Below are 18,715 nucleotides of genomic sequence, written 5' to 3'. Positions count from 1 at the left end.
CGACCGGCACGACGCCGCACCAACAGCCCCGGGAGCTGCGCACGATGACCAAGGGCAACGAAACCCGCATGACGGACGAGCTGTACGCCTACGTACTCGCCCACAACCCGCCGCTCGACCCCGTCCAGCAGGAACTCGTCGCGACCACGTACGCCGAACTCCCGGACCGCGCGGGCATGCAGTCGGCCCGGGAACAGGGCCCGCTGCTCGCCTTCCTGGTCCGGCTGACCGACGCCCGGCTCGTGGTGGAGGTCGGCACCTTCACCGGCTTCGGCGCCCTGTCGATGGCGCGGGCGCTGGCGCCGGACGGGCGGCTGATCGCCTGCGACGTCTCGGAGGAGTGGACGGCGTACGGCAGGGCCGCCTGGGAGAAGGCGGGCGTCGCGGACCGCATCGACCTGCGCATCGCCCCCGCGCTCGACACCCTGCGCGCCCTGCCCGAGGAGCCGCACATCGACTTCGCCTACCTCGACGCGGACAAGGGCGGCTACCTCGCGTACTGGGAGGAGCTGGTGCCCCGGCTGCGGCCGGGCGGCATGATCGCCACCGACAACACCCTGTTCCACGGCGGGGTCGTGGACCCGCACGCCACCGGGGGAGCGGCGGCCATCAGGGAGTTCAACGACCACGTCCTCGCCGACGACCGGATGGACAGCGTGCTGCTCACCGTCGCGGACGGGCTGACGCTGTCGCGCAAGCGGTGAACGCGTGCGGGCCGGAGCGGCCTCCCCGGCGCTCCGGTCCCGCACGGCTTGTGGGTCTCAGCCGCAGCAGCCACCACCGCAGCAGCCGCCCCCTCCGCCGCCCGCCGGGGCAGGAGCGGAGCCGGAGCCCGAGGTGCCGCCCACGGCGACGGCGGAGAGCAGCTTGACGGTGTCGTCGTGGCCGACGGGGCACGTGGCGGGATCGGAGGACTCGGCCATCGGACGGCTGAGCTCGAAGGTGTCTCCGCAGGTGCGGCAGCGGTACTCGTAACGAGGCATGGACCAAGAGCAGGGGGCCCCGTGCGGCATCGGCCGGACAAGCTGGTGTCCGGGCCGCCGGTCCACGCCGTCACCCGTGCGGCTGGGGCCGGGTGCCCGGCATCATCGGGGGCCGGTCGGACCGGGTGCGGTCCTCGCGGGCGGCCTCCTCGGGATGGCGGGCCCGCCAGTACGGGTTGTCGTGCGGAAGTCCGCCGCTGACCCGTCCGTACATCCCGAAGAACATCAGCATCAGTCCGACGATGAAGCTGAACAGCACGTTCGGCATCTCGAACGCGAGGAAGTTGAGCCCGGTGTCGAGCAGGGCCAGGTTCACGAACCCGCTGGCGATGAAGAGGACGCCGACCGTCATGTTCAGCGTGGACGCCTTGTTGCCGCCCACCACCATGCCGCCCAAGAGCAGCACCCCCACGCAGATGGAGAGGATGCTGAGCGCGCCGTTGGTGTTGAGGCCGGCGACGGTGTCGCCACCGGTGTCGAAGATGCCGATCTTGTCGATCAGGCCGAGGATGCCGAAGACCAGGAGCACCAGCCCCATCAGCCCGGCGCCGACCCGGTAGACCTGACTGAGCCGGTGGTCGACGGGCAACTCCTCGTTGAGACGGGCGTGCAAGGGCTTGGCCCTCACGGCCTCGGCCCGGTCGGGCGCGGCCTTCACGGGGTCCGCCTGCTCGTACGCGGTCTTCACGGGCTCGGTCTTCACGGGTTCGGCCTTGCCGGGCTTCTTCATGGCGACCTCCTCGGGAGGTACGCACCGGCGCACGGACCTCCACGGAGGTTCATACCGGTCCCTCTCCCTGGCGGAGGTTCGCACCGGCGCACGGATCACCTCCAGCATCTGCCCGGGAGCGCGGCGGGACAACTGGGGGACCGAGGACCGAGGCCGCAGGGCCGCAGGGCAGCTCGGGCGCTCGGCTCAGGTGGCGGTCGAGCCCGTACCGAGCCCCTCGCGGATGGCCGAGACGACCTGGGCCGCCGTCTGCCGTACGGCCTCCGCCTCGGTCAGGAAGTGCCAGTAGTCGGGGTGGCGGACGTCGAGGGCGGCGATCGCACGGTCCAGCCGCGCCACCGCGTTGTCCAGCGGCCCGGCGTGACGCGGATCGGGCGTGTTGCGGCCGGCCATCGCGAGCCGCTGGGCGTCGCGGACGACGAACCGGGTCCGTTCGATCTCCTGCTTCGGGTCCTTCGCCACCGCGTCCAGCAGCCGCAGCCGCTCCCCGGCCGCCGTCACCGCCTCGTCCGCGTGGTTGAGCAGCGCGCGGACCGTGCCCAGCCGGGCGGTGGCGTCGGCCCAGCTCTGGTCCCTGCGGGCCGTAGCGGCCTCGGCGAGCTTCTCCTCGGCCCGGCGGACGTCCTCGGCCGCCTGCTCCGGAACGTGCTGGAGGTCCTGCCAGCACTCCTCGGAGAACCGCCGCCGCAACTCGCTGAGGATCGGCTCCACCCCGCCCGCCCGGGTGGTCAGGGCCTGCGCACGCGTACGCAGCGACACCAGCCTGCGGTCGATCTCGGCGGCCCGCTCCGGCAGCCGCTCGGCCTCGGTGCGAATGGCCTGCGCCTCGCGGAGCACCTGATCGGCACGTTCCAGCGTCCCGGCGACGCCATGACGCCCCGCACCCTGGTTGAGCCTGGTCAGCTCGGGGGCGAGGGCGGCGAGCCGGGCCGCGAGGTCGTCGGCCTTCAAGCCGGAGGCGCGTACGCCGTCCAGTGCGCCGGTGGCCCCGATCAGCGCCTGCCGCGCCCGCTCCACGGCCGGAGCCAGCCGGGCGAGCTGCGTCTCGGCGCTGCCGAGGAGGGGGCCGAGCCCCTGCGCGTACCGGTCGAGCTCGCCCTTGACCCGTACGAGCGCGTCCTTGGCCTGGGTCAGCTCCGTCGTGGCCCGGGCCGCGACGGACGGCTCAAGACCGTCCCGGTCCAGGTCGTGCGCGTCGACCGCGGTGATGTAGGTGTGGCTGACCTCGTCGATACGGCGCCCCAGCGCGGCGAACTCCTCGACGGCCTGCCGGGCGCGCGGGGAACTGTCGACGGCCGTGATGGTCTCGATCGAGATCTCCAGATCGCGCTGCGCGCTGTCCAGCTCGTAGAAAGCCTCCGCGGCGGCGTCCTTCGCCGCCTGCGCGTCCGCCCGCCGGCTGCCCCCGTCCCGCCCGCCGAACCAACGGCGCGTACCGCCCCCGGCGAAGGCCGCGGGCAGCGCGGCCACGAGCAGCGGGAGCGGCAGCAGCACCAGCGCCACGACGTCCCGGAACGCCCGCGGGGTACGGCTCGCCGGGGTCGGGACGGCGGCGGCCGGGCCCTCGGGGGCGTGCCCTCTCACCTGCGGCCGCGCGTCTGTCGCCGTCACATGCCTCTCCCGTGCCATTCGCCTCTGCCCGGTCCATTCTCCCACCAGACATGACGAATACCCGGGCCGGTTAGTTCACGGTTCGGAGGCTGACTTCCCCGTTGTCGCTGCGGACCTTCACCACGTGCGGGCTGGCGTCGCTGCGCGGTACGTCCACGGAGACGTGCCCGTTGTGCGCCTTCGCGTCGACGGCGTACGCGGTCCCGCCCCCGGGCAGCTCGATGCGGGTACCGCCGTTGTCCGTGTCCACGTCCAGCAGGTCCGGTGCCGCGTCGAAGCCGAGCCGGATCGTCCCGTTGTCCGAACCGACCACGACGGACGGGCCCGAGAGCCCCTTGGCGTCGATCGAACCGTTGTCGCTCGACAACTTCAGCTCGCCCCCGGCGTCCCGCACCACCACGCCGCCGTTGTCGGAGGACAACTCCAGCCGGGTGTCGAACCCGGACGCCGTCACCTTCCCGTTGCTCCCCGACGCCTTCACGGCCACCCCGCGCGGCACCTTCACCCGGTGCCGGCCGGAGCAGTTGTTGACCACGCCCGTGCACTTCACCTTCAGCGTCAGGGTGCCGTCCTCCATCTTCCAGACCGGATCGGGCCCGGACCCGAACACCACCCACCCGTCCGTCTGCCGCTCCACCTCCACCTGGTCCACATCGGCTGGTACGAGCTCCAGCGAGGTGTTCGAGGAGTCGATGGTCAACGTCTTCCCCCGGAGCGCGAACGACTTGTGCTCGACGGGCGCCCCGTCCACGTCCGAGCCCGCGCAGCCGCTGACCGCCACCGTTACGAGGAGCGCCCCGGCGGAGGCCAGGAGCGCGGTGCGGGTGGTGCGGGTGATGCGGGTGTCGAGCCGACGGGCGGCGCCGGTCGTGAATCGGTGGGCGGTATCGCGGGCGTGCGGCGTGCCGTTGGTGCTGTCCACGGGATCGGTCCCCCAGATTTGCGCGGTGCGGTGACGTACTCACCGGGGCAGTTCCCCCGGCCACCTTCACGTTATGCAGCCCGGCCGTCACCCACGATGAGGCCGCCCACCGGCTTCGGGGTGGGGGTAACCCCCGTATCCGACGGCATCGGACGGTCTTGGGAGCGCTTCGGTGGCGGTTCGGGGGCGGCGCCGTGGCGGCCGGGAGGCGGGCCCCGTGGCCCGGACCTGCGGCTGCGGGGAATCTGAGTGTGAGCCGGGGCCGGACGCCATGTACGCTGTTCCTTCGTCCACGGGTGCGTAGCTCAGGGGTAGAGCGCTGCTCTTACAAAGCAGATGTCGGCGGTTCGAAACCGTCCGCGCCCACCAGCACGAAGAAGGCCCCCAACCGATCATATTGGGGGCCTTCGGCATCCACTGGCGCTACGGATCAGAGACGGATCAGAGGGTGACCGTGCGGGGAAGCGGGTCGACGGAGTACGGTCCGCTCATGCCGCCCGACTCTCCGCCCGCATGTCCCGATTGTGGCCAACCGATGCGGTTCAGGGCGTTCGCGCTTTGCCGGCGTGAGGACGACGGGAAGCGAGTCTGTCGCGGCGTATGGGGTTGTCCGCAGCGACACGTCTGGTGGCAGTGGGCCGACCGGCCGGAGGAAGCCCCGGAGCCCTGCCCGCACCCGGAGCTCTTCGGCGGCTGACATCAGTCAGTGACATCAACGCGGGTGGACAACGGCGGCATCGCGACGAGCTGTTGGTGCAGCATGCTCGGTGACGCCCGCCGAACCGCGCACGCAGGGTCGCCCGGAGGATGTGCGTACGCGTCCGGGCGGGCACCGGAGGCGGAGTGCCCCTCGGCGACGACGATGGCGTTGCCGGTGATCGTGCGGTCGCAGTCGACGCAGTACCGGGGGAAGGTCATCGGACGGCCCTCCACGCCCGGCCGAGCCTCACGGCGGTGGTGCAGGCGCGGCCCGCTCGACAGGTGGCGCACTGCTCGGTGTGAATGATCCACACGCGGTACGCGCGGTCTCCGGCGGTGAGCGGTTTCTCGGTGGTGCTCATCGTGTCCGTCCTTCCCAGCAGGTGAGGCAGCAGCGCGGGAACCAGGTGACGGCGCCCCCGTACCCGGGGTCCGGGCGTGGCCCGAGGTCGTGAGCGTCGCCGGGGGGCAAGGGCGCCGCGCACCAGACGCAGTTGGCCCCGCGCTGCTGCGTCTCCGACAGCGTGCCGACTTGCGGCAGGTTTTCCACTGTCATGGTTGGTGCCCCCGGGGGTGTTGACGATCGGCTGTGACTGCACCGTAGGACGCGGTACAACGGTGGCGGGCACGCACTTTGCGTGCCTTGATCGGGGGCCTCCATGGAGACTGGGCGCATCGGCCGGCGCATCGCCTACTGGCGGGACCGGCGAGGTTTCACGCAGGTCGACTTCGGCCGACTGATGGGGCAGACCCGGAGATGGGTGCAGGATCTGGAGGGTGGCCAGCGCCAGCAGGATCCTCGCCTTTCGGTTCTGGTGCGCGCTGCCGAGGTGCTGCGCATCCCTGTTGGGCAACTCTTGATGGACTCCCCTGTCGGCCCGGTCTCGTCGCCGGTCCCGCCGCCGGAGGCCGCCGCGGTCATCGAGGTGCTGTACCGGCCCGACGGCGGCGTCGAGGAACTGCTGCCGCTGACGGAGCTGAGGCGCCGCCTCGCCTTCTGCTGCGAGGCGTTTCAGGCCTGCCACTACGGGGCGCTCGGCCGCGACCTGCCTCTGCTCTTGGTGATGGCGCAGCAGTCGGCGACCCGTGCCAGCACCGAGGCGAGCGAGGCACACGTTGTTCTCTCCCGCGTCCTGCAGCTGGCCACGAGCTTCCTCCACAAGTACGGGGCCTCAACCGCGGTTCAGGCGGCCGTTGTCGCCGACCGTGCCCTCGCCGCGGCGGAACGGTCCGGGGACGCGGTCGCGATCGGGGCGGCCTCCCGTCGGGTGGCGAAGTCCCTCACCTACCAGCAGCAGCCGCGTGCGGCCGTCGACTTCGCCATGGGGGCCGCGCGACGCCTCCACGGCGACCTGGCTGCGGTCGGCCCGCTCGGGCTGTCGACGCTCGGCATGCTGTATCTGTCCGCCGCGATCTCGGCGTCCGCGATGGAGCGGACGACTGCCGGCGTCCGCGACGCCGTCGAGTATGTCGACCAGGCGGCAGAGGCCGCCGACCAGCAGGGCGCCGACCTCAATGCCGACTGGACAGCCTTCGGACCGACGAACGTGAGCCTGCACCGGATCGATGTCCTGGCCCGATTCGAGGATGGGTGGTCGGCGCTTGAGGCTGCCGAGTCCATGGATGACAGGGCCGTGCAGGGCTTGGCGCACGAGCGCCGGGCCGGGTATCTCATCACGAAGGCACGCGCTCAGCTCTTGACGCGGAAGAAGGAGGCCGCTGCAGAGTCGCTCGTTGCGGCCTCCCGGCTAGCGCCCGAGGAGTTCAAGGGCAGGCCGAACACCGTGGCCCTGGTGAAGGATGTCGTCGGCGCAACGGCCGTCCCCAGCGGGGAGTTGCGTGCGCTGGCCGCACGATGTGGACTCCCCGCATGACGAAGCGAGTTCTGTACCTCATTGCCTGCGCTGCCGGCCCCACCGAGTACATCGACGAGGGGGTGCGACAGGCGCAGGCACGCGGCTGGGACGTCTGCTTGATCCTGACCCCGTCGGCGGCACGCTGGTGGGAATTGCGCCTCGGCGAGCTCGAAACTCTGACCGGTCACCGGGTCCGGTCGCAGTACAAACTGCCGGGCGAGAGCGACGCGTTGCCGAAGGCGGACGCCATGCTCGTCGCCCCGCTGTCGTGTACCAGCCTCAACAAGTGGGGGGCGGGCATCGCCGACACGGTCGCTCTGGGACTGGCGTCCGAAGGCGTTCACCTTGGCGTGCCGGTTGCCGCGATGCCGTACTTCAACCGCGCGCAGGGGGCCCAGCCGGCTGTGGCCCGGAGCGTTGCGGATCTCCGCGCCCAGGGCGTGGTCTTCCTCGACGGCCCCGACGGATACGAGTCGCACTACCCGAAGCAGGGAGATCCGGCGTCGTTCCCGTGGCATCGGGCCTTGGACGTAGTCGGCGACCTTGTCAGCCCCGCCCCGTAATCCCTTACTGCCATAGACTCGAACCCATGCCCGATCTGCAACCTTGTGTCGCGCGCCTTCGCGTGCCCCGCGCCCAGTTCGCCGAGATCGACAAGGCGTCATGACCCACCACTGCTGCGAAGAGATGGACCGCCGCGTGAACGTGCGCTGCGACCAGCACGACGACCCTTACGACTGCCCGGACGCGCTGATCGAATTCCGTGCCGAGTTCCAGGAGTACGGGCTGATCATCCATGACGGCGGCACATCGGGCATCACCATCGACTTCTGCCCCTGGTGCGGACGACGCCTTCCCGAGTCACAGCGGGACCGATGGTTCGACGAAATGGAACGCCGCGGGATCGATCCGTGGGAGGACGAAGTCCCTGCCGAGTTCCAGGACGACCGCTGGCTAGGCCGTCACAGGACTGACGGATCGACCGCCAGGTCCATGGAGCAGGCGTAGGCCACCAGGACGAGGCGGACGTTCTCCGCGCACGCGCCCACGTACTCGCCGAACCCACCAGGCCAGCTATGGGTTCGGCTGCTGCTGCTGCTGCCGCCGTACCGGACCGGGCCGCCCGGGGGCGCGTACGCCGAATCTCACCCGCGCAACCCACTGCGCCCCCAGCGCTCCGGGAGTGAGCGGGCGCGCCTCTGCCGGTGGCATGTGCGCCTGCCGCCGGGGCAGTTGCCTCGGGCACCGTTGGAGGTACGGGGGAGCCTGATCACGGGGCGGTACGGGCGCGACGGCAAGCGGGGGTGACGGTGATCGTGGGACGACGAGAGGGTGGGTACGGATGGCGCGGATCAGATGCGGGGCCCTGACACAGCGCAGGACCCGGTGTGCGAAAGAGGCGATGACGGGGACCTCGCGGTGTCACCTGCACCAGGGGGCGTGGTCGCCGTACGGGGTGGCGCGGCGCAAGCAGGCCCAGGCGAGGGCGGCGTTGCGGAGGCTGCGCAAGCAGCGGTGAGGGGCGGCGAGGGGAGCCGAGGGGGAGGCGGGGGCCGGGGCGTGGGGGGCGTCCCGGCCCGTGCGGGGCCGCTCAGCGGCGGTCGCCGCCGGCCTCGCGCTTCGCGCAGGCGCGGGCGTCGGGGCAGGCGCGGGGGAACCACCAGTAGGGCGAGCCGAAGGCGGGCTCGTGGCGTTGTTCGCCGAGGTTGATGGCGGTGCCCGTCGACAAGGGGGCCGCGCACCAGACGCACGACCAGCCTCGCTGTTGTTGTTCGGTCAGCTCGGATACCGGCGGCAGGTTCCTCACAGTCATGGCATCCCCGTGTCGTCATGGATCAGATGTCGTCAGCATGCCGGGGCGCGGGGGCCACAACGCTCACAGATCTGTGAGCGTGCTCATACGGGCAGTGACCGGAGGGGGCCGGGGCAGAGCCCCGGGCCGAGTCCGGGTCCGGGGCCGGGTCCGGGGCCGAGTCCGGGTCCGATTCGGGGCCCGGGGCCGGGCCGGGGGCTCAGAGGCCGATCCAGGTGGCCATGTGGCCCAGGGAATCCGGGGTGCGGCGCGAGAGGTGCACCAGGCCCTTGATCGTCTCACGGGCGCCCGGGTGGTAGCGGGTCTGCTCCGGGGCGGCGTGCCGGGCGTCGGCGAGGGAGCCCAGGGCCGCTTCGGTGTGGCCCGTCTCCATCTCGCAGCGCGCCCGGTCGATGAGGAAGTGCGCGCGCCGCGAAGTGGCCAGCCCGGCCGGCAGTTTGATGCTGTGGGACTGGGTGAGGGCGTCGTCGTACTGCCGCATCTCGATCGCCGCCGACATGCGGTGCATCGCCACGTTGGTCGGGCCGAAGGAGAGCCAGTGGATCCGGGTCGCCTCGCCCGTGACCGCCGCGCAGCGGGTGGCCTCCGCGATGTGGTCGTCCACCTCGGTCTGCTGCTCCGCGCGCGCGGCGATCACCGAGGCGCCGAGGTGGAGTTGGCCGCGTACGGCCAGCGCCTCCCGGTCCTCCCCGGCGGCGCACATGATCTGGTGGCCCGAGGTGATCAGCCGCTGCCCGATCCGGTACTCGCCCTCCCGGAAGTACACCAGCGCCCGCATGTACTGGCGGATCGCCGACAGGCACGGGTCGGAGGCGCGCCGGGCCGCCCAGTCCATCCGGTCCAGCGCCACCGCGGACAGGTCGTAGTAGCCGAGCTTCACGCTGACGTCGTGCGCCGTACGGTAGGTGGAGGCGAGCGCCCGCCACAGCTCCGAGGACCCCGAACGCCAGGCGGCGGTGGTCAGTTCGGTGATGACGGACGGCAACATCCGTGCCGCGTTGCGCAGATGCGTGGCCCGGACCAGTACGCAGAGGTGCTGCGCGGCCTCGACCAGTTGCTCGGGGGAACGTTCGGGAATCGTGTCGTCGCCGCCCAGGTCGTACAGGTCGAGCGCCTCGCGGATGGGCCTTATCAACTCGGTCAGCCGGTCCTGCTGGAGCTCGGTGACGTACGGCTGCCCCGTCAGCACCGACACGTCGATCCGCAACACCTGTGCCACCGCCGCCACGAAGTCGAGGTTCGCCGGTTTGGCTCCGCACTCGACCTGGTTCAGCAGGCTGTACGAGTAGGGCAGCCGGGCGGCGAGTTGACGTTGCGTCAATCTGGCCAGCCTGCGCTGTTCCTTGATGCGGGTGCCGGTGTGCTCGCCGACCTGGCTGGGCATGCGTTCTCCGTTTCTACACGAGTCACCGGGAACGTACCCGCGCTCACTGTGGGCGCGGGTGTCATCGGTAGCGATACCACCCGTTCCGGGGGCGTTTGCATCCGGGGAGGAGTGCGGGGTGGTATGGCCTGCATGACGACTCTGTACCTGTTCTGTTCTGCTGCCCCTCCGGTGTTCGACGTATTACGTGTAGTGAGAAATGTGCAGGCGCGCGGCTGGGACGTCTGCCTGGGCCTCACGCCGACGGCCGCGCGATGGCTGGCACCCCAACTGCCCGCACTGGAGGAGGCGACCGGGCATCCGGTGCGCTCCGAGTACAAGATGCCCGGTGATCCGGACGTATGGCCCCCGGCGGATGTGATTCTCGTCGCGCCGGCCACCTTCAACACGCTCAACCAATGGGCGCTCGGCATCACTTCGACCTTCGTCGTCGGAGTGGTCGCCGAGGGCTCCGGCAAGGACATACCGATCGTGGCCATGCCGTGCGCAAACGCCGCCTACGTGCGACATCCGCAGTTCGGACGGTCTTTGGAGACTCTCCGCGAGGCGGGCGTGAACGTGCTCTTCGGGCCCGGCGGATTCGAGCCGAACCGGCCGGGCGAGGGGAGACCCGAGGAGTTTCCGTGGACATCGGCGCTCGATACCGTGGACTCGGTTGTCAGTTCGGCGCCGTAATCTGTACGCATGTCCACTTTTCCTCCGGCGCCTGCCCCCGTGCGCTCACCTGACGCGGTGAACGCGGACATCCGCGCACTGTGGCAGTGTTCGGGCGGACGGCTGTCGCCGGAGGACGAAGCGACGTATCAGCGTCTGCTGGTCGAATGGGCGTCCGCGATGCACGCGGACATGGCGGAGGCGGCCTGACCGGCGGCGCCCCCGCCGTCCCGGTCCCGCCGCCTCACCGTCGAAGGCCATTTCGATCCGAGCCGGCCTCCCTCTCACCGTTCGCGTCCCCGTGCCCGGCCTGTCCCACGAGCCGACGTGTTCGACCCCATACGACGCGTTCTGCGCGTCCGTCGCCCCCGGGATGCGCTCCCGGCGCGTGCGGGGCACCGTAGACGCATGGCTGTACACCCGCCCGTGATCGTCTTCCCGCCGTCGTCCAACGGTGCGCGGAGGGTGACGGTGCACGGGCGGATCGTGGGGCTGGCCCACGGCCGGGGAGAGGTGGCCGCACTTCTCCGTACGGCGGGACTCGTACCGGACGGGGAGGGAGCCGACCTTGATCAGCCCGACCTGATCGAGTGGCGAGGCGGAGACCTCGACACCTGGAGGTGAGCCCGTGAAGCCCCACCGCACTCCGCGGGCGCGGACGTCGATCGAGCCGCCTCCCGGCTACTACACCCCGCACGCCGTACCGCCGGACGACACGCAGCGCAGCCTCATCCTCGACTGGGCCGTCACGCAGCGGATCGCCGACGGATGGCGGGTGGAATCGCGCTCCGGCGCGCAGGCCGTCCTCGTCCGCGGGCAGCCCGTCAACCACGTGCTGCACGCCTTCCTGACGGTGTTCACCTGCTTCCTCTGGGGCCCGGTCTGGCTGGCGCTGGCCCTGGTCAACAAGGTCGAGCGGGCCGTTCTGACCGTGGACGCGCAGGGTCACGTCGTCACCGTCGTCGCCACGCCCTGACCCGGACGCGTCGCCACACTCCGACCCGGACGCCCGGGGCCCTGTGCTCTCCCCTCCGCCTCTCTGATCCCGTACCGCGGTGCGGCTTCCGTACGTTCACCGCGTTCCGTCGCACGAAGGAGTGTTCATGACGCAGTCGGCATCCACCCCCGGAGGAGCGCGGGAGACGACGGACGGGACGGGGGGACCGGGGCGCACCGGCGGGCCCGGCCGTGAACCGGGCGGGGGCGGGAGGAGCCCGCAGTCGGGCGGGCAGTGGGCCGCGGCGGGAACGATGTTCGCGGGCGTACTGCTGCTCGTGGACGGTGTGCTCGGCATCCTCAAGGGCGTCTCGGGCATCGCCACCGACGACGTCTTCGCACGCATCAACCACTACGTCTTCAAGTTCGACCTGACCGCGTGGGGCTGGATCCACCTGGCACTCGGGGTGATCCTCGTCATCGTCGGCTGGTTCATCCTCAAAGGCGCCGGCTGGGCGCGCGGGGCGGGCGTGGCGCTCGCCGCCATCAACCTGATCGCGAACTTCCTCTGGCTGCCCTACGCGCCCCTCACCGCCCTCATCTCCATCGGCATCGACGCGGTGGTCATCTGGGCCCTGTGCACGGACCGGCGGGGCGCGGTGATCTGAGAGCCGCACGCCGGGCGGCGCGGTCGCGCTCACCGGGGCGAGTGACCCGGTCCGGGCCGGATGTCAGTGGTCGGGGTCACACTGGAGTCATGTGCCGCAGTATCAAGACGCTCCGACCGCCGGCCCTCCCCGAGGAGGCCACCGAAGAGGACATGAGAGCCGCCGCCCTGCAGTTCGTACGCAAGGTGTCCGGCTTCCGTGCCCCCGCCGCGCACAACCAGGAGGTGTTCGACCGGGCCGTGGAGGAGATCACGGCCGCCACGCACCGGCTTCTCGACGGCTTGGAGGTGCGGGGCGCCCACACGGCCGCGCACGGCTGAGGGCGCGTACGGCCGTGTCCGCGCGTGTGCGTTCTGCGTACGGCTGAGGGGGCGGCCGACGGGTCGCTCAGGGGGCCGGGGTGAGACCGGCGGGAGCCGGGGCGGCCGAGGCAGCCGCCTCGGCCAGCGCCTGCTGGGCCGCAGCCGCCGGGCGGCGCATCACGAACGCCGCCAGGCCGCCCGCGACGAAGAGCGCGAGTACGGAGATGGCCGTGCCGAACCAGGTCGCGCCCAGCCACTGGCCGCCGAAGTAACCCAGCCCGACGCTGTAACCGGCCCAGGCGACACCCGCCACGGCCGACCAGGGCAGGAACTCCTTGACCTTGCGGTGCGCCGCGCCCGCGCCGAGCGAGACCACGGACCGGCCCGCCGGGGCGAACCGCGCGATCACGACGAGCGCGCCGCCGCCGCGGTTGAGCGCCGCACCCAGACGCTCCTGCGCCGAGGTGAGGCGCCGGGACCGGGCGATGGCGCGGTCCAGCCGTTCGCCGCCGCGCCAGGCGAGGCGGTACGCGACGAGGTCGCCGAGGACGGAGGCGGCCGCCGCGCTCAGTGCGAGGAAGAACAGGGACGGCGCCGCGTGGGTCGCCGCGCCGGGAGCACCCGCGACCGTGGTCGAACCCGCGGCGGCGGCGGTGGCCGCGGTGATCACCAGGACACCGCTGGGGAGGACGGGGAGGAACACGTCCAGGAGCACCGAGAGGCCCACCACGAGGTAGACCCATGGGCTGCTTGTCAGCGCACCCACACTCTCAAACACGTCCTACTCCCCGGTTCGTATCAACGCCGCGACGTCGCAGGGGAGCGGCAGGAGCGGCAGGGCCAGCTGTACAGCGTACGCCTGCGCTTCACCCGTACGTAGTCGGGGGAGTGCGGTGTTGTCCAGCTCACGTGCACCGACGGGCGGGCTGCGGCCGGCCGCCGTGCCGGGGCCGGCGCGGGGGGCCGGGAGGGAGGATCCGGGGGTGGCCGAAAAGGGGCTACACCCCCTCGGTGAGCGAACGTTCCATGACTGTTTCCAGTCGGACGCCGCCGGTGGGAGGTGCGGATTCCCTCGATTCCCTGGGCTCCGCCGTATCCCCCGTCTCTCTCGCCCGCACCAGATCCAGCCGCGCGCTCCGGCCGGTCAGGGTGAGCGTCATCAGCTGGTTCCCGAACCAGGGGCCGCCGGACCGCCGCCACCGCACCGGCGGTTCGGCGGTACGCCCGTGCCGGGCCAGCAACGAGCCCAGCCACGTCCCGGCCCGGCTCCAGCCGAACCGGAAGCCGACCCTCATCAGGGCCGGAATCGAGTTGTGGACGGGCGAGCAGGTCAGCTGGAACACCCTGGCCTCCGGCCCACCCGTGGCCCACCGGGGCTCGGCGACGTACGCATGGTGCACATCGCCGGAGAGCACACACACGGTCGCCGGGGCCCCCGGACCACCGCCCGCCTCCCGTACCAGGTCCGTCAGCTCCCGGAACGACTCGGGGAACGCGGCCCAGTGCTCCAGGTCCGCCGCGCGGCGCAGCTTCTCGCCGAACCGGGCCCAGCGGCCGTCCGGCCCACCCCGCACACCCCGGCAGAGCGCCGCGTCCCACGCCTCCGCGTCGTGGATCAGAGGCGGGAGCAGCCACGGCAGCGAGGTCCCGATCAGAAGGTGGTCGTACGAACCCGGCGCGTCCAGCGCCGCCTCGCGGACCCATTGCGCCTCCCCGGGGTCGAGCATCGCCCGGTGCTGCTCGCCGAGGACCCGGGCGGCGCGGCTGTCCACCACCAGGACCCGCACCCGGCCGAAGTCGCGCCGGTAGCTCCAGCGAACCCCGGAGGGGTCCGCGTCGGCGGTGGCCGCGAACCTGCGCAGCGCCTCGGTGCCGTCCGCGGCGGAACGTATCTCCGCGTACAGGGGGTCGGACTCCAGCTCGGCGGGGGAGAGGTTGCCGAGGTGCTGGTAGACCCAGTACGACATCAGCCCGCTGACGATCCGCTCGTGCCACCAGGAGGTGGCCCGCATGTCCGTCCGCCACGATGCGCTGGTGTTCCAGTCGTCGACGACGTCGTGGTCGTCGAAGATCATGCAGCTGGGGACGGTGGAGAGCAGCCAGCGCACCTCGGGATCGCGCCACGACTCGTCGTAGAGGTGGGTGTACTCCTCGTAGTCCGCGACCTCGGGTCCCGGCGGTTCCCTCAGGTCGCGCCGCCCGGCGATCCATCGCTGGGTGGCCCCGGAGGTCTCGTCCGCGTAGATCTGGTCGCCGAGGAGCAGCAGGACGTCCGGGCGTACGGCGGTGGGGTCGGTCGCCAGCCGGGCGGCGAGGGCGTCGAGTGCGTCCGGGCCGATGGGGTCGTCGCCCTGCGGTCGCAGTGGAGAGCCCGCCGCGAAGGGGCTGCCGCCACCGGGCGGAGCCGCCCACCGGCAGGATCCGAAGGCGACGCGCAACGGGGCCCGCGGGGCCCGGTCGGCGGGTTCCGGGGCGGTGATCGTGCTGGGTGGGAACGGTGAGCCGGCCGGCGGCCACACGCTCCGTTCGCCGATCAGTACCTCGTACGCGGTGGTCGTGCCCGGGGTCAGCCCGTCGACGACCACGAGGGCGTAGTGGTGGCCGGACACGGCGAACGTCGGCGAGCTTCCGGACGCCCCGTCCTCGCAGCGCACCGTGACCGTGCACGGCCGGTCGGCCTCCACCCAGACGGTGGCGGTGGTCCCGGACGAGTGGTCCACGTACCGAAGCAGCGGTCCCAGGCGGAGCCCTGCCATCCATGCCCTCCTCGCTCCGTGGCCGTCGTGTACGGATCTTCTCCGTACCGTACGGAACGGAGCGGCGGTACGGAACGGGGACGGCGGGACGGAACGGAGCGGCGGCACGGAACGGAGTGGCGGCAGGGAAAGGGGGCGGCGGTACGGAACGGGGGCGGGCCGACCGGTCCGGGGTGGCGGTCGGCCCGCGGCCGGTGGGTCAGCAGCCGTTGAGGGTCGTCGTCAGCGCGGTCTTCTCCGCGGAGTCGATGGTCAGCTTGTAGTAGTACTTCACCTGTACCCAGGCCCGCACGTAGGTGCAGACGTAGGCGGCGCGGGACGGAAGCCAGTTGGCGGGGTCCTTGTCGCCCTTGGACTGGTTGACGTTGTCCGTCACGGCGATCAGCTGGGGACGGGTCAGGTCGTTGGCGAACGCCTGGCGCTGGGCGGTCGTCCAGGAGTTGGCGCCCGAACGCCAGGCCTCGGCCAGCGGGACCATGTGGTCGATGTCCAGGTCGGAGGCGGCGGTCCAGGTCGCGCCGTCGTACTGGGAGTACCAACTGCCGCTCGTGGCCGAGCAGCTGGTGTTGGTGACGACTCCGCTTCCGTCGCGCTTCAGCACGGTCTCGCGGGTGTCGCAGGCGCCGGACTGGGTGATCCAGTGCGGGAACAGGTCGCGGCTGTAACCGCTCGTGGTGCCCGCCGCGGCGACCGTCAACTGGCCGAGGTAGGTACGGGCGGTGGCGGCGCTGACCGGGGTCGGCATCGCGGCCTGGGCGGACGGAGCGGTGAGCAGCCCGGTGGTGGCGGCGAGCGCGGCGGAGGCGGCGACGACGGCTATGCGACGCGCGTAGAACCTTGACATGCGAACTCCTCTGATGCGGGGGTGCGTTGACCGGGCTGCTCGGGGTGGAGCCCGGTCATCGTCGCGGTGCCAGGTTTCTGTGGGGTGGGCACCAGGTAACAGCGTGACGACATGAGCACGTCACATCAAGAGGTCGAACAAGGGGCTCTGGAGTTCGATCGGGCGCTCGCGAGGGTGAGTTGGTCCGGCGGGGGAGGACGCGTCGTCCGTGCCGAGGCCTCGTCCGGCCGGGCGCTCCGTCCGGCCGGGTGCGTCATTCGTCCGGGCGCGTCGTCCGTCCGGACATGCCGAAGCCCGCCGGGGGCCGTGGGCGCCCCGGCGGGCTTCGGGTGTGGCGGGTGGGTGGGGCGTGCGCCCCGGTGGGTCAGAGGCCTTCGCGGATGTGCAGCTTCAACGAGCCGTCGGCCAGGGCCTCCACGCGGATCTGGGTCAGGTCGTCGACGTGGGCGTCCGGGGAGAGGGCCGCCGCCCGCGGGCCCACGCCCACGACGCGCATGCCCGCCGCGCGGCCGGCGGCGATGCCCGCCTCGGAGTCCTCGAACACGATGCAGTCGGCGGGGGCGAAGCCGAGCTCGGCCGCGCCCTTGAGGAAGCCCTCCGGGTCCGGCTTGCTGGCGCCGACGCATTCGGCGGTGACGCGGACCACGGGCATCGGCAGCGCGGCCGCCGTCATCCGGGTTCCGGCGAGAGCCGCGTCGGCCGAGGTCACCAGGGCGTGCGGCAGGTCCGCGAGCGCGGCCATGAACGCCGGAGCCCCGCCGACCGGCACGACGCCGTCGGTGTCGGCGGTCTCCTCGGCCAGCATCACGCGGTTGTCCGCGTGGTTCTGCTCCATGGGGCGGTCCGGGAGGAGGATCGCCATCGTGGCGTACCCCTGCCGTCCGTGCACCACCTTGAGCGCTGCCTCCGGGTCCAGCCCATGCTGTACGGCCCAGCGGCGCCAGCAGCGCTCCACGACCGCGTCGGAGTTGACCAGGGTTCCGTCCATGTCGAGGAGGACGGCGTTGGCTGCGAGGACGGTGGCCGGCATGAGCGAGCTCCAGGGCACGAAAAGTGCGTAGGGGACGCGTGCGCCACGGGCGCGAAGACGTGCGGCGCACGAAGAACAAGAGCAGCCCCGCCCGCCGGTCAGGGAGTGCGGGCGAAGCCACTTTGTTCCATCACGATACAAAAACCTGCCCCGGAACGCCAATCCCTCCGGGCCGCGCCACCGCCCGGTCGGGTCAGTGCTTGCTCTTCCCGCTCGTCGCCGCCTCCAGCGCGCTGCGGGTATGGGGCCCGTACACGCCCGAAGGGTCGCCCTGGATGCGGTGGATCGACTGGTACGCCGACACGGCCATCTCGACCCGGTCCGTGTAGTTGGAGTCGATCGAGCCGTAGAAGAGGTGCGCCTGCCGGAGCCGGGTCTGGAGTTCGGCGACCTCCGGTCCGTAGTCGCCGCGCTGCAGGGTGGCGGCGACAGCGACCGCCGGCGGTGCGGTCGTGGCCGAGGGCGAGGCGTCGACCGGCGGGGCGGAGGTCGGATTGCTCGGCGTGGGCGACGGCATCCCCGCGGAGGCGGTCGGGGCCGCGCTCACCTCGGTGGCCGAGGGGGACGCCGGGGCCGAGGCGGACGGGGAGGCGGAGGTCGCCGAGGCGGAGGGCGAGGCCGTGGCGGAGGCCGACGCGGAGGCGGACGGGCTCGCCGGGGCGTCCGTCGCGTCGGCGGTCGCGTCCGGAACGCTCGTCGTGGTCTCGGGCAGGCTCTCCTGCCGGGCGGCCTCGTCCCCGTCGAAGACGCCGCCGAGGACCGAGGCGGTCCCGATCATCGCGACGACGGCCGCCGCCACCCCCAGCGCGACGAACGGTCGCTTGCGGCGGGGCTGGACGGGGTCGGGCTTCGCCTCCGCGACCCCACCGCCCGCAGGCGCGGACCCGGGTGCGGACCCGGGTACGGGTGTGGGCGCGGCCGGGGGCATCGGCCCGGCGGGCCGGTTCGCCCCGCGCTCGTCCGGAGGCACAGCGGGCAGCCGCATCGTCGTGTCGGCGGGGGCGGGGGTGGGGGGTGCGGGGACGGGGTTGCCCGTACCGCTCGTACCGCTCGTACCGTCCGTACCGCCCGCGCCTTCCGTACCGCCCGCGAGAGGCGCCTCGGCGCCGTCGGCCGCAGCGGCACCGGCCATCGCCGACCCACCGGCCACGGTGGCGGCTCCTCCGGCTTCCGCGCCTTCGCCCCGCTCCGGCTCCTCGGAGTTCGGCAGCGTCACGTACGGCCTGATCCGCAGCGGGTCGAAGTCCTCGGCCGCCGCCACCTCGGCAGCGTTCCCGGCGGCTTTCCCGCCGGCCTTCCCCCCGGTGCCACCAGCGGCCTTCCCGCCGGTGACCCCCGCCCCGGCCGGTGCCGCTCCCGCGCCTTCGGCGGCGCATCCGCAGGCCGGTGCCGCGCCCGGCCCGGGTCCCGGCGGTCTGCTGTCGCGCAGTCCGCCGCAGTTCGGGCACGTCTGTCCCGTCATCGTGGGTCCCCTCCCCTTGAATTGTCTTGGATTATGCAGGTCGCCGAGCGTGCGTTCGACGCGGT

Annotated in this window: 23 protein-coding genes and 1 tRNA gene; 11 read left to right on the top strand and 13 right to left on the bottom strand. The window is 72.1% G+C overall.

What is annotated here, in order from left to right:
- The first annotated feature begins 44 nt into the window (after nucleotides 1–44).
- On the top strand, nucleotides 45–704 hold the full coding sequence (locus tag OG599_RS09690) for an O-methyltransferase (protein ID WP_327175555.1): 660 nt from the start codon (nucleotides 45–47) through the stop codon (nucleotides 702–704).
- Nucleotides 705–761: 57 nt separating this feature from the next.
- Here the strand turns inward: OG599_RS09690 and OG599_RS09685 are convergent, their stop codons facing one another.
- From OG599_RS09685 to OG599_RS09670, 4 genes are all read right to left on the bottom strand, one after another.
- On the bottom strand, nucleotides 762–983 hold the full coding sequence (locus tag OG599_RS09685; protein WP_327175553.1) for an FmdB family zinc ribbon protein: 222 nt from the start codon (nucleotides 981–983) through the stop codon (nucleotides 762–764).
- Nucleotides 984–1,053: 70 nt separating this feature from the next.
- The gene (locus OG599_RS09680) at nucleotides 1,054–1,713 is read right to left on the bottom strand and encodes a DUF4383 domain-containing protein (protein ID WP_327175552.1); all 660 of its coding nucleotides are present in this window, start codon (nucleotides 1,711–1,713) and stop codon (nucleotides 1,054–1,056) included.
- A 186-nt stretch (nucleotides 1,714–1,899) separates the two neighbouring features.
- Entirely contained in the window at nucleotides 1,900–3,324 is a 1,425-nt protein-coding gene (locus OG599_RS09675; protein ID WP_327175551.1) for a hypothetical protein, read from the bottom strand.
- 70 nt (nucleotides 3,325–3,394) lie between these two features.
- Complete coding sequence (locus tag OG599_RS09670; protein ID WP_327179983.1) at nucleotides 3,395–4,162, bottom strand: DUF4097 family beta strand repeat-containing protein; 768 nt, start codon at nucleotides 4,160–4,162, stop codon at nucleotides 3,395–3,397.
- Between the two features lie 378 nt (nucleotides 4,163–4,540).
- Here OG599_RS09670 and OG599_RS09665 point away from each other — a divergent pair.
- Nucleotides 4,541–4,615, top strand: a tRNA-Val gene (locus tag OG599_RS09665).
- 330 nt (nucleotides 4,616–4,945) lie between these two features.
- Here the strand turns inward: OG599_RS09665 and OG599_RS09660 are convergent.
- Together OG599_RS09660 and OG599_RS09655 are read right to left on the bottom strand one after the other, a co-directional pair.
- Nucleotides 4,946–5,164: a hypothetical protein gene (locus tag OG599_RS09660; RefSeq protein WP_327175550.1), complete on the bottom strand. Its 219-nt coding sequence runs from the start codon at nucleotides 5,162–5,164 to the stop codon at nucleotides 4,946–4,948.
- Entirely contained in the window at nucleotides 5,161–5,307 is a 147-nt protein-coding gene (locus OG599_RS09655; protein WP_327175549.1) for a hypothetical protein, read from the bottom strand. Before OG599_RS09655 ends, OG599_RS09660 begins: the two co-directional genes overlap by 4 nt.
- Nucleotides 5,308–5,604: 297 nt before the next feature.
- Here OG599_RS09655 and OG599_RS09650 point away from each other — a divergent pair, with 297 nt between their 5' ends.
- The 3 genes from OG599_RS09650 to OG599_RS09640 all read left to right on the top strand — a co-directional run bounded on the left by OG599_RS09650 (nucleotide 5,605) and on the right by OG599_RS09640 (nucleotide 7,809).
- Complete coding sequence (locus OG599_RS09650) at nucleotides 5,605–6,819, top strand: helix-turn-helix domain-containing protein (protein WP_327175548.1); 1,215 nt, start codon at nucleotides 5,605–5,607, stop codon at nucleotides 6,817–6,819.
- Nucleotides 6,816–7,364, top strand: a complete 549-nt coding sequence (locus OG599_RS09645) for a flavoprotein (RefSeq protein WP_327175547.1) — start codon at nucleotides 6,816–6,818, stop codon at nucleotides 7,362–7,364. Before OG599_RS09650 ends, OG599_RS09645 begins: the two co-directional genes overlap by 4 nt.
- 100 nt (nucleotides 7,365–7,464) lie before the next feature.
- Nucleotides 7,465–7,809, top strand: a complete 345-nt coding sequence (locus tag OG599_RS09640; RefSeq protein ID WP_327175546.1) for a DUF6980 family protein — start codon at nucleotides 7,465–7,467, stop codon at nucleotides 7,807–7,809.
- A 583-nt stretch (nucleotides 7,810–8,392) separates the two neighbouring features.
- Here OG599_RS09640 and OG599_RS09635 read toward each other — a convergent pair.
- The gene (locus OG599_RS09635) at nucleotides 8,393–8,614 is read right to left on the bottom strand and encodes a hypothetical protein (protein ID WP_327175545.1); all 222 of its coding nucleotides are present in this window, start codon (nucleotides 8,612–8,614) and stop codon (nucleotides 8,393–8,395) included.
- 199 nt (nucleotides 8,615–8,813) lie between these two features.
- On the bottom strand, nucleotides 8,814–9,998 hold the full coding sequence (locus tag OG599_RS09630; protein ID WP_327175544.1) for a helix-turn-helix domain-containing protein: 1,185 nt from the start codon (nucleotides 9,996–9,998) through the stop codon (nucleotides 8,814–8,816).
- 132 nt (nucleotides 9,999–10,130) lie between these two features.
- Here OG599_RS09630 and OG599_RS09625 point away from each other — a divergent pair, with 132 nt between their 5' ends.
- The 6 genes from OG599_RS09625 to OG599_RS09600 all read left to right on the top strand — a co-directional run bounded on the left by OG599_RS09625 (nucleotide 10,131) and on the right by OG599_RS09600 (nucleotide 12,576).
- Nucleotides 10,131–10,673 carry a flavoprotein gene (locus OG599_RS09625; protein ID WP_327175543.1) on the top strand — a complete coding sequence of 181 codons (543 nt, stop codon included), beginning with the start codon at nucleotides 10,131–10,133 and terminating at the stop codon, nucleotides 10,671–10,673.
- Nucleotides 10,674–10,682: 9 nt separating this feature from the next.
- The gene (locus OG599_RS09620) at nucleotides 10,683–10,862 is read left to right on the top strand and encodes a hypothetical protein (protein ID WP_327175542.1); all 180 of its coding nucleotides are present in this window, start codon (nucleotides 10,683–10,685) and stop codon (nucleotides 10,860–10,862) included.
- 198 nt (nucleotides 10,863–11,060) lie between these two features.
- Nucleotides 11,061–11,276, top strand: a complete 216-nt coding sequence (locus tag OG599_RS09615; RefSeq protein WP_266703803.1) for a hypothetical protein — start codon at nucleotides 11,061–11,063, stop codon at nucleotides 11,274–11,276.
- Between the two features lie 4 nt (nucleotides 11,277–11,280).
- A complete protein-coding gene (locus OG599_RS09610) occupies nucleotides 11,281–11,628 on the top strand; it encodes a hypothetical protein (protein WP_327175541.1) in 348 nt (115 codons plus the stop codon).
- 127 nt (nucleotides 11,629–11,755) lie between these two features.
- Complete coding sequence (locus OG599_RS09605; RefSeq protein ID WP_442809403.1) at nucleotides 11,756–12,256, top strand: DUF7144 family membrane protein; 501 nt, start codon at nucleotides 11,756–11,758, stop codon at nucleotides 12,254–12,256.
- 89 nt (nucleotides 12,257–12,345) lie between these two features.
- On the top strand, nucleotides 12,346–12,576 hold the full coding sequence (locus OG599_RS09600) for a DUF2277 domain-containing protein (protein ID WP_327175540.1): 231 nt from the start codon (nucleotides 12,346–12,348) through the stop codon (nucleotides 12,574–12,576).
- A gap of 67 nt (nucleotides 12,577–12,643) precedes the next feature.
- Here OG599_RS09600 and OG599_RS09595 read toward each other — a convergent pair whose 3' ends face one another.
- From OG599_RS09595 to OG599_RS09575, 5 genes are all read right to left on the bottom strand, one after another.
- Nucleotides 12,644–13,336, bottom strand: a complete 693-nt coding sequence (locus tag OG599_RS09595) for a DedA family protein (protein ID WP_327175539.1) — start codon at nucleotides 13,334–13,336, stop codon at nucleotides 12,644–12,646.
- Between the two features lie 220 nt (nucleotides 13,337–13,556).
- Nucleotides 13,557–15,314, bottom strand: coding sequence for an alkaline phosphatase D family protein (locus tag OG599_RS09590; RefSeq protein WP_327175538.1), 1,758 nt, complete (start codon nucleotides 15,312–15,314; stop codon nucleotides 13,557–13,559).
- Between the two features lie 199 nt (nucleotides 15,315–15,513).
- On the bottom strand, nucleotides 15,514–16,158 hold the full coding sequence (locus OG599_RS09585) for an HNH endonuclease family protein (RefSeq protein ID WP_327175537.1): 645 nt from the start codon (nucleotides 16,156–16,158) through the stop codon (nucleotides 15,514–15,516).
- Nucleotides 16,159–16,522: 364 nt separating this feature from the next.
- Nucleotides 16,523–17,188, bottom strand: a complete 666-nt coding sequence (locus tag OG599_RS09580) for an HAD-IA family hydrolase (protein WP_327175536.1) — start codon at nucleotides 17,186–17,188, stop codon at nucleotides 16,523–16,525.
- Nucleotides 17,189–17,381: 193 nt separating this feature from the next.
- On the bottom strand, nucleotides 17,382–18,650 hold the full coding sequence (locus OG599_RS09575) for a peptidoglycan-binding domain-containing protein (RefSeq protein WP_327175535.1): 1,269 nt from the start codon (nucleotides 18,648–18,650) through the stop codon (nucleotides 17,382–17,384).
- Nucleotides 18,651–18,715: the final 65 nt, after the last annotated feature.

It is taken from the genome of Streptomyces sp. NBC_01335, from assembly GCF_035953295.1.
Taxonomy (GTDB): Bacteria; Actinomycetota; Actinomycetes; order Streptomycetales; family Streptomycetaceae; genus Streptomyces.
The sequence above is the reverse complement of the archived record's forward strand: the minus strand, read 5'-3'. Positions and strand labels throughout refer to the sequence as shown.